Annotated in this window: 15 protein-coding genes and 1 pseudogene; 4 read left to right on the forward strand and 12 right to left on the reverse strand. The window is 68.4% G+C overall.

The genetic code is table 11. From position 1 onward, the window contains the following. Positions 1–120: 120 nt before the first annotated feature. Positions 121–561 carry a VOC family protein gene (locus tag D8I30_RS14100; protein WP_121483289.1) on the forward strand — a complete coding sequence of 147 codons (441 nt, stop codon included), beginning with the start codon at positions 121–123 and terminating at the stop codon, positions 559–561. A 117-nt stretch (positions 562–678) separates the two neighbouring features. Next, positions 679–2,187, forward strand: a complete 1,509-nt coding sequence (locus tag D8I30_RS14105; protein ID WP_205570724.1) for an acetyl-CoA hydrolase/transferase family protein — start codon at positions 679–681, stop codon at positions 2,185–2,187. A gap of 134 nt (positions 2,188–2,321) precedes the next feature. Here D8I30_RS14105 and D8I30_RS14110 read toward each other — a convergent pair whose 3' ends face one another. The 11 genes and pseudogenes from D8I30_RS14110 to folK all read right to left on the reverse strand — a co-directional run bounded on the left by D8I30_RS14110 (position 2,322) and on the right by folK (position 12,316). Then, entirely contained in the window at positions 2,322–3,563 is a 1,242-nt protein-coding gene (locus D8I30_RS14110; RefSeq protein ID WP_121483291.1) for a serine hydrolase domain-containing protein, read from the reverse strand. A 4-nt stretch (positions 3,564–3,567) separates the two neighbouring features. After that, positions 3,568–4,542, reverse strand: a complete 975-nt coding sequence (era, locus tag D8I30_RS14115) for a GTPase Era (protein ID WP_121483292.1) — start codon at positions 4,540–4,542, stop codon at positions 3,568–3,570. Continuing rightward, positions 4,539–5,255 (reverse strand): ribonuclease III, encoded by a 717-nt coding sequence (gene rnc / locus D8I30_RS14120; protein ID WP_121483293.1) that lies wholly within the window; start codon positions 5,253–5,255, stop codon positions 4,539–4,541. Before rnc ends, era begins: the two co-directional genes overlap by 4 nt. Then, positions 5,255–6,181, reverse strand: coding sequence for a signal peptidase I (lepB, locus tag D8I30_RS14125; protein ID WP_121483294.1), 927 nt, complete (start codon positions 6,179–6,181; stop codon positions 5,255–5,257). The genes rnc and lepB overlap by 1 nt, the downstream gene beginning before the upstream one ends. A gap of 111 nt (positions 6,182–6,292) precedes the next feature. After that, positions 6,293–6,706, reverse strand: a complete 414-nt coding sequence (acpS, locus tag D8I30_RS14130) for a holo-ACP synthase (protein ID WP_121483295.1) — start codon at positions 6,704–6,706, stop codon at positions 6,293–6,295. Next, on the reverse strand, positions 6,703–7,461 hold the full coding sequence (locus tag D8I30_RS14135; RefSeq protein ID WP_121483296.1) for a pyridoxine 5'-phosphate synthase: 759 nt from the start codon (positions 7,459–7,461) through the stop codon (positions 6,703–6,705). Before D8I30_RS14135 ends, acpS begins: the two co-directional genes overlap by 4 nt. A 16-nt stretch (positions 7,462–7,477) precedes the next feature. Further along, complete coding sequence (gene pyrE, locus D8I30_RS14140; RefSeq protein ID WP_121483297.1) at positions 7,478–8,062, reverse strand: orotate phosphoribosyltransferase; 585 nt, start codon at positions 8,060–8,062, stop codon at positions 7,478–7,480. A gap of 45 nt (positions 8,063–8,107) precedes the next feature. Next, positions 8,108–8,887, reverse strand: coding sequence for a TIGR00730 family Rossman fold protein (locus tag D8I30_RS14145; protein ID WP_121483298.1), 780 nt, complete (start codon positions 8,885–8,887; stop codon positions 8,108–8,110). A gap of 35 nt (positions 8,888–8,922) precedes the next feature. After that, positions 8,923–11,183 (reverse strand): annotated as a pseudogene (locus D8I30_RS14150) (RelA/SpoT family protein). A gap of 59 nt (positions 11,184–11,242) precedes the next feature. Further along, complete coding sequence (gene rpoZ, locus D8I30_RS14155; RefSeq protein WP_121483299.1) at positions 11,243–11,602, reverse strand: DNA-directed RNA polymerase subunit omega; 360 nt, start codon at positions 11,600–11,602, stop codon at positions 11,243–11,245. 159 nt (positions 11,603–11,761) lie between these two features. After that, on the reverse strand, positions 11,762–12,316 hold the full coding sequence (gene folK, locus D8I30_RS14160; protein ID WP_240387262.1) for a 2-amino-4-hydroxy-6-hydroxymethyldihydropteridine diphosphokinase: 555 nt from the start codon (positions 12,314–12,316) through the stop codon (positions 11,762–11,764). A gap of 22 nt (positions 12,317–12,338) precedes the next feature. Here folK and D8I30_RS14165 point away from each other — a divergent pair, with 22 nt between their 5' ends. Together D8I30_RS14165 and D8I30_RS14170 are read left to right on the forward strand one after the other, a co-directional pair. Continuing rightward, positions 12,339–12,920 carry an NYN domain-containing protein gene (locus D8I30_RS14165; protein ID WP_121483301.1) on the forward strand — a complete coding sequence of 194 codons (582 nt, stop codon included), beginning with the start codon at positions 12,339–12,341 and terminating at the stop codon, positions 12,918–12,920. Continuing rightward, positions 12,917–13,561 (forward strand): uracil-DNA glycosylase, encoded by a 645-nt coding sequence (locus D8I30_RS14170; protein ID WP_121483302.1) that lies wholly within the window; start codon positions 12,917–12,919, stop codon positions 13,559–13,561. The genes D8I30_RS14165 and D8I30_RS14170 overlap by 4 nt, the downstream gene beginning before the upstream one ends. A gap of 138 nt (positions 13,562–13,699) precedes the next feature. Here D8I30_RS14170 and D8I30_RS14175 read toward each other — a convergent pair whose 3' ends face one another. Then, positions 13,700–14,911: an N-acetylmuramoyl-L-alanine amidase family protein gene (locus D8I30_RS14175; protein WP_121483303.1), complete on the reverse strand. Its 1,212-nt coding sequence runs from the start codon at positions 14,909–14,911 to the stop codon at positions 13,700–13,702. Positions 14,912–14,984 lie beyond the last annotated feature (73 nt).

The raw sequence follows: 14,984 nt of genomic DNA on the forward strand, positions 1-14,984 counted from the left end.
GCGAAGCTGGCGTCCCGCAACCCCTCATCCGTCTGCCTCCGGCAGCCACCTTCTCCCGCAAGGGGAGAAGGACACTTCGACGGCTCTCGCGCGTTCCGCCCTGATCCACGGGAGAACGTCATGAAGATCGTCACCAGTCTGAGCTTCCAGGGCCAGTGCCGCGAGGCGCTGGAGTTCTATGCCAAGGTGTTGGGCGGCAAGGTCACAGCGGCCTTTCCCTTCGGCGACGGCCCGCCCGACATGCCAGTCGATCCCAAATACAAGGACTGGCTGATGCACGGCTGGCTGGAGGTCGGCGACCAGGCGATCATGGGGGCCGATATGCCGCCCGAGTTCGCGCCCAACATCGACAAGCCCAAGAACGGCTTCGACGTCGCCTATCACACTGACGACGTGGCCAAGGGCAAGGCGGTGTTCGACGCCCTGGCCGAGGGCGGCAAGGTGGTCATGCCCTTCGCCGAGACCTTCTGGTCGCCGGGCTACGGCAGCCTGATCGACCGTTTCGGCATCCCCTGGATGGTCAACACCATGCCGGCCCAGGCCTGGAAGCCCGGCGGTTGACGCGGTTGTGATCACGGATCGTTACGACCAAAGCCGCATTGGAATCAGGCTGATGGCGCGCCTATGTGCCCCTCACCTCCCCCCGCCCGTGCCTGGGCAGCCGTCGTCAGGTTGAAGATGTCCCGCGTCCGCAACGCCGCCCTGAAATCCAAGATCATGTCCGCCCAGGACGCCGCCGCCCTGATCCCGGCCGGGGCCACGGTGGGCATGAGCGGCTTCACCGGCTCGGGCTATCCCAAGGAGGTGCCGCTGGCCCTGGCCGCCCGGATCGAGGCCGAGCACGCCAAGGGCAATCCCTTCCGGCTGAAGATCTGGACCGGCGCCTCGACGGGGCCTGAGCTGGACGGCGCCCTGGCCAAGGCCGACGGCATCGAGTTCCGCCTGCCCTACAACTCCGACCCGATCGCCCGCGAGCGCATCAACAAGGGCGAGATGGAATACCTGGATATGCATCTGTCGCAGGTGGCGCCCGCCGCCTGGCAGGGCTTCCTGGGGCCGCTGGACACGGCGGTGGTCGAGGTCTCGGGCATCCGCGAGGACGGGACGCTGATCCCCTCCTCCTCCGTCGGCAACAACAAGACCTGGCTCGACCGCGCCGAGCGCATCGTGCTCGAGGTCAACAGCTGGCAGAACGCGGCGCTCGATGGGATGCACGACATCTACTACGGCACGGCCCTGCCGCCGAACCGGGTGCCGATCCCCCTGACCAAGCCGACCGACCTGATCGGCGAGACGGGCTTCCGCGTCGATCCGGCCAAGATCGTCGCCATCGTCGAGACCGACGCCCCCGACCGCAACCTGCCGTTCGCCGCGCCGGACGAGACCGCCACGGCCATCGCCGGCCACCTGATCGAGTTCCTCAAGCATGAGGTGAAGCGGGGCCGCGTCCCCGCCTCCCTGCTGCCGCTGCAATCGGGCGTGGGCAATGTCGCCAACGCCGTCCTGGCCGGTGTGGCCGCCAGCCCGTTCGAGAACCTGACCGCCTATACCGAGGTGCTGCAGGACGGGATGCTCGACCTGCTGGACAGCGGCAAGCTGACGGTCGCCTCGGCCACCGCCTTCTCGCTCAGCCCCGAGGCCGCCGCCGATCTGAATAGCCGCATGGACCAGTTCCGCGGCAAGATCATCCTGCGCCCGCAGGAAATCTCGAACCACCCGGAGATCATCCGCCGCCTGGGCTGCATCGCCATGAACGGCCTGATCGAGGCCGACATCTACGGCAACGTCAACTCGACTCACGTCATGGGCTCGCGCATCCAGAACGGCATCGGCGGCTCGGGCGACTTCGCGCGCAACGCCTACATCTCCTGCTTCGTCACCCCGTCGACGGCCAAGGGCGGCAAGATTTCCGCCATCGTCCCCATGGCCAGCCACGTCGACCACATCACCCAGGACGTGCAGGTCATCGTCACCGAACAGGGGCTGGCCGATCTGCGCGGCCTGTCGCCCAAGCAGCGCGCGCGGGTCATCATCGCCAACTGCGCCCACCCCGACTATCGCGACATGCTGCAGGACTACTACGACCGCGCCATGATGGGCTCCTACGGCCTCCAGACGCCGCACCTGCTGACCGAGGCCCTGTCCTGGCACCAGCGCTTCATCGAGACCGGATCGATGAAGGCCTGACGTCCTTTCCTCCCCACTTTGTGGGGAGGGGGACCACGAAGTGGTGGAGGGGCTTTACGACGGCGGAACCAAGCGGCCCCGTCGGCTGCGCCGCCGATCCACCTCCCCACGAAGTGGGGAGGAGATGCCCAACCTTACCGATGCAGACCGGTCGGGAACGGGCGGCCCAGGGCCTCGGCCATGGCCTGCTGGCTGATCATGAAGACCTGATCGCGCAGGTGGTAGTTGTTGGACAGGACCACCACCGTCACGTCCGCCTCGGGCTGATACAGCACCAGGTTGCGGAACCCGGCCCAGCTGCCGGTGTGGTAGATCTGGCGGTCGTCAAAGGCCGGCGAGACCTGTCGGCCCAGGTTGTTGACGTAGAGGCCGTAGCCATAGGCCCGGTGCGGCCGCCCACGTTCCTTGGGCGTGTTCTCCGGAGCGTGATCGGCGACCATCTGGGCGTAGGCCGTCTCGCTGAGCAGGTGGCCGCGGTGCAGCGCCCGGTTCCACGCCAGCATGTCGTCCAGCGTCGAATAAAGGGCGCCCGCGCCGAACACGACGCTGACGTTGGCGATCGGCTGGGGCGTCAGGCCGCCGGGGAACAGGCCGTAGCCCATGGCCAGGCCCTGCGCATCCGCCTTGGCGTCCGAGCCGGTGTCCTTCAGACCCAGGGGCTTGAGGATCGCCTGCTCCAGATAGGTCTCGAACGGCATGCCGCTGGCCTTGGCCACGATATCGGCGGCCAGGTTGTAGGCGGCGTTGTCGTAGCGGATCTTGGTCCCCGGCTGGAACTGCAGCCGATAGCGGGCCGAGGTCTGGGTCAGCTCCTCGGGCGTGCGCGGGGTGACGCGGATGCGGCCCCACTCGGCCTGGGCCATCAGGTCGGGAATGCCCGAGGTGTGCGACAGCAGGTGATGGATGCGCAGCGGCTGCCAGGCGTCGGGACACGGGTCGATCCATTTGCACACCGGATCATCGACCGACAGCTTGCCCTGATCCTGAAGCGTCAGGACGGCGGCGGCGGTGAACTGCTTGGACACCGAGGCCAGTCGGAAGCGGGTGTCCAGGGCCAGCGGCTGGTCCTGCTCATAGTTCGCCTTACCGTAGACCTGGCGGAACAGGACCTGGTCGCCTTTGGCCACCAGGACGGCGCCCATGAACTGCTTGCGCTCGGCCAGGTGATCCAGACGCGCCTTCAGCTGAGGCAGCTCCTCGACCACCTGAACTGGCGGTCGCTTGGGCAGCTTGGGCTGCAGAACCGTGGCCGCCTGGGTCTCGGGCGCGACGGCGTGGACCAGCCACGCGCCTGCCCCGGCCGAGATCAGGCCGACGGCGACGAGAGAACCGAGGAACCAGGGCTTTCCGCCCGCGGTCTTGGGGACGATGAACACGAGATTAGACGTCGAACTCCAGGCCGAACTGGGCGTACAATGCCTTGGAATCCTGCCACTTGGGATCGACCTTCACGGTCAAAAACAAGTGAACGGGCCGGCCGAAGATCTCGATCAGCTCCTCGCGGGCCTTCTGGCCGATCCATTTCAGGGTCTGGCCGCCCTTGCCCAGGACGATGGGCCGCTGGCTCTCGCGCTCAACATAGATGGTCTGCTCGATGCGGGCCGAGCCGTCAGCGCGCTCCTCGAAGCTGGTGGTCTCGACCGCCGCTGAATAGGGCAGTTCCTCGTGGACGCGCAGATAGACCTTCTCGCGCGTGATCTCGGCGGCCAGGACGCGCAAGGGAACGTCCGCCGACTGGTCCTCGGGATACAGCCACGGCCCTTCGGGCATGGCCTGGGCCAGGCGCTTCTTCAGGTCGTCCACGCCGTCGCCGGTCTCGGCCGAGATCATGAAGACCTCGGAATAGACGCCCGTCTCGAACAGGCGCTGCGACAGGGCCAGCAGGGTGTCGCGGCGCATGCCGTCGATTTTGTTCAGGGCCAGGATGACCTTGGTGTCGGTCGCCTTCAGATTGGCGATGATGGTCTCGGTGTCCTCGGCCGAGCGGCGGTCGGCGGCCGTGCCCTCCTTGCCCTCGGCGGCGATGTGCGACTGGGCGTCGACCAGGTGGACCACCACGTCGGCGTCCTGCGCCCCGGCCCAGGCCGAGGCGACCATGGCGCGGTCCAGGCGGCGGCGCGGCGTGAAGACGCCGGGCGTGTCCACCAGCACGATCTGGGCGTCGCCCTCGATGGCGATGCCGCGCACGGGGAAGCGCGTGGTCTGGACCTTCTGGGTGACGATCGAGACCTTGGAGCCCGTCAACCGGTTCACCAGCGTCGACTTGCCCGCATTGGGCGCGCCGATGATGGCGGCGAAGCCCGCGTGCTGGCCGTTGGTGTCGTCGTGGCCGGTGGGTTGGGTGGTCTCGGTCAAATTACGCCTTCTCGTTTCAATAGGGCGACGGCGGCGGCCTTTTCCGCCTCCTGTCGCGAACGTCCCTGGGCGCGGGCCGGTTCATAGCCGGTCACCGACGCCTCGACCGTGAAGGTCGGCGCGTGGTCCGAACCGATGCGCTGGACGACCTCATAGGTCGGCAGCGGGCGGCCCTGGCCTTGCGCCCACTCCTGCAGGGCGGACTTGGGATTGGTCACGGCCGGCGCCGGGGGCGCGGCCAGTTCTTCGGCCCAGGCGCGCTCGAACACGGCCTGGGCGGCGATCAGGCCGCCGTCGCGATAGACGGCCGCCAGAACAGCCTCGACAGCATCGGCGATGACTCCGGCCTTTCTGCGGCCACCGGTCTTGGTCTCGCCGGGCGACAGGCGCAGGGCGTCGCCGACGCCCAGCCGTTCGCCCACGCGAGCGCAGGCGCTCTTGTCCACCAGGGCGTGCAGCCGAGCCGACAGCTGGCCCTCATCCGCCGCCGGGAAGTCGCGCACCAGCCGGTCCGCGACCAGAAGGCCCAGCACCCGGTCGCCCAGGAACTCCAGCCGTTCGTTGTCCGGCGGAACCTGCGGCCCCGCCCCCTCGCCCACGCTGGAATGCGTCAGGGCGTGCTCCAGCAGGGAGGCGTCGGCGAAGTCGTGTCCCAGTCGGCGGCGCAGGGCCGCCACGGCCTCGGCGCGCACGTTCGTGCGTCCGTTCGCCATCAGTCGAGGATCTTGAAGAACCGGCTGAAGCGCACGTTGGCGAACCAGCTGACCGGGTTGAACAGCGAGGCGCCCGGCGTCCAGGAGAACATGATGATCTCGGCCTTGCCGACCAGGTTCTCGGCCGGGACCATGCCCACGCCCGCCGACATCTCGACGCGGCTGTCGACCGAGTTGTCGCGGTTGTCGCCCATCATGAAGTAGTGGCCGGCCGGGACCTCATAGACCGGGGTATTGTCCAGGTCGCCGCCCGGGCCGAAGTCCTGGGTCATGAAGGTGCGGCCGCCCGGCAGGGTCTCGCGCACCTGGGTCACGGCGCGCGGTCCGAACATGTCCGCCATTTCCGAACGGCTGACGACCACGTCCTGGACCGGACGGTCGTTGATGTAGAGCTTGTTGGCGCGCATCTGCACCTTGTCGCCCGGCAGACCGATCACGCGCTTGATGTAGTCGGTCTTGTCGTCGCGCGGCAGCTTGAACACCACGATGTCGCCGCGCGCCGGGTCCTTGCCGAAGACGCGGCCCTCGAACAGCGGCGGGCTGAACGGGATCGAGTGCTTGGAGTAGCCGTACGACCACTTCGACACGACGATGTAGTCACCCTCGTACAGGTTCGGCTCCATCGAGGCCGACGGAATCGTGAAGGGCTGGAACAGCAGGACCCGCAGGACGAGGGCGATCAGGAGGGCGAAGACGACGGTCTTGATGATCTCGACCGTTTCGTTGCTCGCGGACTTCTCTTTTTTCACTCGTTTGGCTTTCCTGTAGCGCCGCGGCGCATGGATCGGCTTGTCGCTGTCGAGCGCCTCGGGGTCGTCCCCAATGTCGAAGGGGGCGTCGCCGTCATCGCTCCAGATCGGCTGGCTGGTCGCCGGATCAAGGGCGGGATTGCCCGCGCCGCCGTTCACCCTGGGGTCGTCGCTCATCGTCTGCTCGAATCCCCCACCGAACGCGGGGTTTGAAGGTCGAGGCGTAGTCGCTGATCCCGCCTCGGGCAAGACTTTGCATGATGAAGGAACCGCAACCTAGCGGGGCCGTCAGGCCTCCGACAGAGCCTTGGGCAAGGCCTCGATCACCACGAAGGCCAGGGCATAGGGGTGTTCGTCGCTGAGGCTCAGGTGGATGCGCGGCTCGTGGCCGGGCGGGGTCAGTCGGGCCAGATGCTCGGCGGCATGGCCGGTCAGGGACAGGGTCGGCTGGCCCGAGGGCAGGTTCACCACCCCCATGTCCCGCCAATAGACGTCGGATCGCATGCCGGTGCCCAGGGCCTTGGCGCAGGCCTCCTTGGCGGCGAACCGCTTGGCGTAACTCCAGGCCGGGTCCGGCTTGCGGTCCGAACGCGTGCGCTCGATGTCGGTGAAGCAGCGCCGCTTGAAACGCTCCCCGAACCGATCGAGCGAGGTCTGGATGCGGCGGATGTCCGACAGGTCGGCGCCGACCCCGACGATCACGACGTCGCGCCTTGCGTCGCCTCGTCCATGGCCGCGCGCATCCGGCGGATGGCGGAGTCCAGGCCGACGAAGACCGCCTCGCCGATCAGGAAGTGGCCGATGTTCAGCTCGACGATCTCGGGGATGGCCAGGACGGCGCCCGCCGTGGCGTAGTTCAGCCCATGCCCGGCGTGGACCTCCAGCCCCAGGATATCGGCCTGGGCGGCGGCGGCGGCCAGGCGCTCGAACTCGGCTTCACGCTCGGCCGGGTCGCCCAGCAGGGTGTAGCGGCCGGTGTGGAACTCCACCACCTGAGCGCCGATCGCGGCGGCGGCCTCGACCTGTTCTTCCGACGGTTCGATGAACAGGCTGACGCGGATTCCGGCGTCGGCCAGGGCCTTCACCACTGGAGCGATGCGCGCCTCGTGACCGGCCACGGCCAGGCCGCCCTCGGTCGTGACCTCCTCGCGCCGCTCCGGCACCAGGCAGGCGGCGTGCGGCCGGTGGCGCAGGGCGATGGCCAGCATCTCCTCGGTCACGGCCATCTCGAAGTTCAACGGCTTGCCCGCGCGACGGCACAGGGCCGTCAGCACGTCGATGTCGGCGTCGGTGATGTGGCGGCGGTCCTCGCGCAGGTGGGCGGTGATGCCGTCCGCTCCCGCCGCCAGCGCCGCCTCGGCCGCGCGGGCTGGATCAGGATGGACGCCGCCGCGCGCGTTCCGAACCGTGGCGACGTGGTCGATGTTGACGCCCAGACGAACCCGCTCGCGCTTCATCCCATTCTCTCTCTTCTTACTTGGATAACCGGCGGCTGCCCGGATCCTCGACCGGAAGCGCCGCCAGTTCCGGCGGCAGGGCGTCGGCCGGATAGGCCGGAACCTCCATAGAGGCCAGGGCGATCAGGGGCACGCCCACGTCCGCCTTGCCGCCCGAACGGTCGACGATGCAGGCGGCGGCGACGACATGGCCGCCCGCCTTCTGGATGGCGGCGATGCACTCGCGTGAAGACAGGCCCGTGGTGACGATATCCTCGACCATGACGACCTTCTCGCCCGGCTCGACCGAGAAGCCCCGGCGCAGCTTGAACTCGCCGCCCTCGCGCTCGACGTACATCGAGCGGACCTTCAGGTGCTTGGCCGTCTCATAGCCGGGGATGATGCCGCCGACGGCGGGCGAGATGGCCGCGTCGACCGGCCCGACCGTGGCGATGATCTTCTCCGCCAGCGCCTTGCACAGGCGCTCGCAGCGGGCCCCGTCCATGAAGACCAGGTTCTTCTGCAGGAAGACCGGGCTGTGCAGGCCGGACGACAGGACGAAATGGCCTTCGCGCAGGGCGCCGGCGTCGCGGAATTCGTTGAGGACGTCTTCAGTGTTCATGAAGGCCGTCCTTAGACCCTGTGACGGCCGCCCTCAACCCGCGCCCTATTTGATGTCGTGGCCCGGCTTCAGTCCGCCTTCCAGCAGCTTGGCCCAGACCGCCTCGGCGTCGTCGGCGAAGGCGAACAGGTCCATGTCCGACGCCTTGACCATGCCGTGCTCGATCAGGGAGTCGAAGTTGATGACCGAGCGCCAGTAGGCCTCGTCGAACAGGACGATGGGGATCGGCGGCGCCTTGTCCGTCTGGCGCAGGGTCAGGATCTCGAACAGTTCGTCCAGGGTGCCGAAGCCGCCGGGAAAGACCACCAGGGCGTTGGCCCGCATCGCCAGGTGCATCTTGCGCATGGCGAAGTAGTGGAACTGGAAGGTCAGTTCCGGCGTCGACCACGGGTTGGGAAACTGCTCGTGCGGCAAGGTGACGTTGAAGCCGATCGACGGCGCGCCGGCCTCGAAGGCGCCCTGGTTGGCGGCCTGCATGATGCCCGGCCCGCCGCCCGTGGCGATGACGTTGTCGCGCACCTCCCCCGGCTCGCCGCGGAAGGCGCCGCCGCGTTCGGAGGCGATGCGGCCGAACTGGCGAGCTTGCTCGTACCAATAGGCGTGGCGGCCGTCGCCGTCGGCGCCCACGCGGGCGCTGCCGAAGACGACGATGGTCGAGCGCACGCCCCAGGCCTTCAGCTCCTCCTCCGCCTTGGCGTACTCCATCAGGAAGCGCACGCCACGCATCGACTCGCCCAGCAGGAAGTCCTGGTCCAGGGCGGCCAGGCGATAGGAGGGCGACGCCACCTGGGCTTCGTTGGCGAGCTTCTGTTGTTCAGGAGACATGGCGGCCTTGTCGTAGAGCGAGGGAGCGGCGGCGATCAGCCGCGCGCGCGGTCGACGGTGTCGACGGATGGATTGGCCCGAAGGGCCGCGATGATCATGGTCGCATGGCGGGCGTCTTCAACCTCGACGTCGATGTCGACGTCGAAGAAATCCTGCTGCCGATGCGCCATGCTAAGGTTCAGGATGTTGCCGCCCGCTTCGCCGATGATGGTGGCGACCTGGCCCAGGACGCCGGGAGCGTTCTTGATCGTGGCCTGCAGCTTGACCGAGCCGACGGCGCTGCGCTCGGCCTGGGGCGTCCATTGCAGGTCCTGCCAGACGGAGTCGTCGTCGGCGAACTCGGCCAGGGACTGGCAGTCGATGGTGTGGACGGTCAGCCCCTTGTCGGGCTCCATGATGCCGACGATGCGGTCGCCCGGCACCGGCGAGCAGCAGGTCCCGAAATGGATGCTGACGCCGGGGGTCAGGCCGCTGCCGCGCACGAACAGGCGCGGCGGCTCGGCGCCGATGCGCTTGCGCTCCGGCCCGGCCTTCAGTTGGCCCTTGAGCGCCGGGAACAGGGTCTCGGCCACGCGGGTGGCCGTCAGCCGGCTGCGCCCGATGGCGTCGAACATGTCCTCTTCCGTGGGCATGGCGAAGGTCTTGAGCGCCTCGGTCAGCTTGACGTCGGCCAGGGACTTGCCCGCCCGCTCCAGCGTCTGCTCCAGCGTCGCCTTGCCCAGGCGCACGAACTCCTCGCGCTCGGAGGTGCGGATGAAGCGGCGAATGGCCGAACGCGCCCGGCCGGTCACGGTCAGGCTACGCCAGTCGGTGGGCGCCTCGCGCTTGGTCCCACGGATGATCTCGACCACGTCGCCGTTCTGAAGCGCCGTGCGCATGGGCTTCAGCTCGCCGTTGATCTTGACGCCGACGGCCGTGTCGCCGACCTCGGTGTGGACCGCGTAGGCGAAGTCCAGCGGCATCCCCCGCGCGGCAGGGTGATCAGCGCGCCCTTGGGCGTGAAGACGAACACCTGGTCGAGGAACATTTCGAGCTTGGCGTGCTCGACCCAGTCCTCGCCCCCCTCCCCGTGCTCGATCACCTGGACCAGATGGCGCAGGTTCAGCAGGGGGTCGCGGCCGCCGTCAGCCTCCATCGCCTCGCGGTCGAAGCCATAGGACTGGTTCTTGTAGGCCCAGTGCGCGGCGACGCCGTCCTCGGCCACGCGATCCATGATCTCGGTGCGAATCTGCATCTCGATGCGCAGGCCACCCGGCCCGACCACCGTGGTGTGCAGCGAGCGATAGTTGTTCGACTTGGGCGTCGAGATGAAATCCTTGAACCGCTCCGGCACCATGGGCCAGGCGCGGTGGATGACGCCCAGGGCGCGATAGCAGTCGTCCTCGGAATCGACGATGACCCGGAAGCCGTAGATGTCCGACAGGGACGAGAAGCCCACCGCCTTGCGCTGCAGCTTGCGCCAGATGGAATAGGGCGTCTTCTCGCGCCCCTTGACCCGGGCGTGGATGCCCGCCTCGGACAGGACGCGCTCGATCTCGGGCGAGACGGCCTCGATGGCGCTGCCGTTCTCGAGCTTCAGGGCCTCCAGACGGCGCTGGATGGCGACGCGCGCCGTGGCGTTCAGGTGCTCGAACGCCAGCTCCTCCAGCTCGGCGGCGATGGAGTGGATGCCGATCGACCGGCCCAGCGGCGCATAGACTTCCAGCGTCTCGCGACTGATGCGCTCGCGCTTCTCCGGCTTCACGAAGTGAAGGGTGCGCATATTGTGCAGGCGGTCGGCCAGCTTGACCAGCAGCACCCGCACGTCACGCGAGATGGCGAGGATGAATTTACGCAGGTTCTCGGCCTGGCGCGTATGCTCGGCCTGAAGCTCCAGACGCGACAGCTTGGTCACGCCCTCGACAAGGACGGCGATCTCCTCGCCGAACATTTCCGCAATATCGTCGCGGGTGGCGGAGGTGTCCTCGACCACGTCGTGCAGCAGGGCGGTGACGATGGTCGCCGTGTCCAGGCGGTAATCCGTCAGAATGCCCGCGACCTGGATCGGGTGGGCGAAATAGGGATCGCCCGAGGCCCGCAGCTGCGAGCCGTGCATCTTCATCGCATAGACATAGGCGCGGTTCAGCAGCGCCTCGTCGGCGGTCGGGTCATAGGCCTTGACCGCCTCGATCAATTCGAACTGGCGCATGATCGGAGCGCGTTTGGTTTCAGACACAGCAAGGCCTTCAGACGACTTCGGCGCCGCCCCGGCAGGAGGCGACGCCGACTTGTCGTGTTGATTCGCGGTTTGGTCCATCGGCGTGTCCGCCAGGGGCCGCGCCGTCCGCTTGGTTACGCCAGTGACTGGCTTGGCCGTCAGTAGCGTTCCTCCTGGCCCCCGTCGCGGTCGCTCTGCAGCGCGCGGATCAGTTCGGCCTCGGCCATGTTCATGTGCTGCGGCTCGGCCAGCAGGGCGACGACTTCGGCTTCGTCCTCGGCCTCGGTGCGCTCATCGACCCGCTGCAGGGTGGTGATGATGTTCTCGCGCAGCTCGTCGGGGGTGATGGTGTCCTCGGCCAGTTCGCGCAGGGCGACGACCGGGTTCTTGTCGTTGTCGCGATCCAGGGTCAGCGGCGCGCCGTTGGCGATGTTGCGGGCGCGGTGACCGGCCAGCAGGACCAGGCCGAAACGGTTCGGCACCTTCTCGATGCAGTCTTCGACAGTGACGCGGGCCATGAAAATCCTCTGGCGGCAGGGAGAACCGCACAAAATATAGGGTGACGGCCAATTGTGCAACGCCGCGAAGGCGGCATTGGGGCGGATCGGCGCAAGTTGCTCCTCCCCTCGCCCGAGACCACGCCCCGCGTCAAGCCTTCGAGGCCAGACCTTGAGGCGTCACACCCTGGCCAGCGGACGGGCGTCGCGGCCCACCTCGGCCTGCGCCGCCAGGTCCCGCGCGCGTCGGCCGCAGACGGGATGCGTCCAGTCCGGCGCGATCTCGGCCAGGGGCCCCATGACGAACAGCCGGTCGGCGGCGCGCGGGTGGGGCAGGATCAATCCGTCCAGGTCGCCGCTCAGCCGACCATAGGCGATCAGGTCCAGATCCAGGGTTCGCGGGGCATTGCGCGCCGTCCGCACCCGACCGAACAGGTCCTCGATCCGGCCCAGGGTCCGCATCAGGGTCGGGGCGTCGTGCGCGGTGCTGACCAGCGCCACGCCGTTGAGGAAGGGCGGATCGGTCGGATCGGGCCAGGCCTGGGACGTCCACCATGACGAACGGGCCAGAATGTCCACTCCCTCGGCCCGAAAGCGCGCCAGCGCCGCCTCCAGCGCCTCGACGCAGGACGACCAGCAGCCCTTGTCATTGCAGCCCAAGGCGACGATGACTGCGGCGTCCAGATCGGGATCGCCTTCCGGAATGTCGGTCGGGACCTTCATTTTCTCGACCATACCCACGGACTCATATTCGTTCATGACCGACCACCCCGACGATCGCATCGCCTTGTTCATCGACGGCGCCAACCTCTACTCTGCGGCGCGCGCCCTGAACTGCGACCTCGACTTCAAGAAGCTATCGGCCTGGTTCGTCGGCGAGCGCCGACTGGTGCGCGCCTATTATTACACGGCCGTGGTCGAGGGCGAAGAATTCTCGCCCGTGCGGCCGCTGGTCGACTGGCTCGACTACAACGGCTTCACCGTCGTGACCAAGCCGGTCAAGCGCTTCACCGACGCCCAGGGCCACAGCCGCACCAAGGGCAACATGGACATCGAGATCGCCGTCGACATGCTGGAGCTGGCGCCGCGCCTGGACCAGGCAGTGCTGTTCTCGGGCGACGGCGACTTCCGCCGCCTGGTCCAGGCCATGCAGGCCAAGGGGGTGCGCGTCACCGTCGTCTCGACGGTCAAAAGCCAGCCGCCCCAGATCTCCGACGACCTGCGCCGCCAGGCCGACGCCTTCATCGACCTGGCCGACATCATGACCCAGGTCGGCAAGCCCAAGGCTCCGATGAACCAGGGCGTGGCGCGTACCCTGGATCGGAGCGACCGCGCGTGAGCCGCACGCTGAACCCCGAGCCGCCGCGCGACTGCCCCCTGTGTCCGCGTCTGGTCGCCTATCGCGCCGAGAACGCGCGCCAGAACCCCGACTGGTGGAACGGCCCAGCCCCCTCCTTCGGCGATCCGAACGCGCGCCTTCTGGTCGCCGGCCTGGCGCCGGGCCGCACCGGCGCCAACCGGACGGGGCGTCCCTTCACCGGCGACCACGCGGGCTGGCTGCTCTACGACACCCTGCGCAAGACCGGCTTCGCGACGGGCGGCTATGATCCGAACGGCGACGACGACCTGAGGCTGGTCGACTGCATGATCACCAACGCCGTGCGCTGCGCTCCGCCGCAGAACAAGCCGACGGCGACGGAAGAGAACACCTGCCGTCCCTTTCTGGTCGACCGCCTGGCCGCCCTGCCCCGGCTCAAGGTAATCGTCACACTGGGCGACGTGTCCCGGCGCAGCATCCTGAGGACCCTGGGCTATCCGGCCACGGCCATGCCGGCGGGTCACGGCATTGAGGGCAAGGTCGGTCCCTATACGCTGATCAACAGCTATCACTGCTCGCGGCTGAACACGAACACGGGCCGACTGACGGCCGAGATGTTCGAGGACATCTTCAAGCGCGCGAAAGCGGCGCTGGAGGAGTAGCGCCCTCTCCTCCCCATGAAATGGGGAGGGGGACCGCGTAGCGGTGGAGGGGCTCGGACGGCGGAACCAAGCAGCCCCTCCGTCTCGTCGGCTACGCCGTCGATCCATCTCCCCATTGCATGGGGAGGAGAAGGCCGCTCAGCCCCCAGCCACCTCGCCCGCGATCATGACCGGCGCGGCGGGTTGGCGGAAATAGCGGTCGATGCCCTCGGCGACCGAGCGCATCAGGCGGCGCCGCGCCCGCTCGTCGGTCAGCAACTGTTCGTCTTCCGGGTTGGTGATGAAGCCCATCTCCAGCAGGATGGCGGGCACGTCCGGCGCCAGCAGCACGGCCAGACCGGCGTCGCGGTGGCTGCGGCGCAGCAGCGGGTGGTCGGCGCCTTCCAGATGTGTCAGCAGCACCCGGGCGAACTGGGCCGAGCGGTTCTGGGTGGCGCGCTGGGTCATGTCCAGCAGGATGCGGTCAACCGACGGGTCGCGCCCCGGCAGGCGCAGGTCGCGCTGCCAATCATCGCCCTTGGTGAACTCGCGCACGGCGCGGCCCGCACCCTGCTCCGACAGGGTGTAGACGCTGGCCCCGCGCAGGGCCGGGTCCGATCCCGCGTCGGCGTGCAGGGAGATGAACAGGTCGGCCCCGGCGTCCCGGGCGATCTGCACCCGGCGGCCATGGACCACATAGACGTCGCCGTCGCGCGTCAGGCGCACGCGATAGCGGCCGGTGCGCTCCAGCGCCGTCTTCAGCTCGCGGGCGGCGGCCAGGGTGACGGCCTTTTCCTGGGCGTGCTCACCTTGGGCGCCGGGATCGCGGCCGCCGTGGCCGGCGTCGATGACGATCAGGGGCTTTTCCGCCCGCGCCGGCTCGCGGCGCGGCGGCGCGACCGGCGTGGTCGCGGCGGCGCCCGTGGCCTTCAGGTCGATGACGTAGCGATAGTAGTCCACCCCGTCGCCCGGCGGCAGCAGGAAGCGGCGCTCGATCTCGGCCCCGCGCGCCAGGTCCAGCCGCACGCGCGACGCCCCGGCCGCGGCGCTGACCTCATAGCCGCGCACCAGGCCCGAGCCGGACCCTTCCAGGCCCCGCATGGGACTGACGCCTTCCAGGGACAGGATCACCCGCCCTGCCGAGCCGTCCTCGACCACCTGCCCCCGGGTCGACCGCCCCAGGTCCAGGACCACGCGGGTGCGCTGGGCGTCGCCGCCGAAACGCAGACGCACGATCTCCCCGTCGGAGCCGAAGGCCAGGCCCCGGCCCGCCGTGAACACGACGACGCAGATGACGACGAGGGCCAGGCCCGTCATCGCCCATTCGCGCACGCCCCAACGGCCCAGATTGTTACGCCACCGACCCAACATCGAGGGAAGTCGCCCTTCAGTTTAAGCGTCATCATGAGGCGGTGGATTAAGGATTTCGTTAAGACCTCTTACG

This window comes from Brevundimonas naejangsanensis (assembly GCF_003627995.1).
Lineage (GTDB): Bacteria > Pseudomonadota > Alphaproteobacteria > Caulobacterales > Caulobacteraceae > Brevundimonas > Brevundimonas naejangsanensis_B.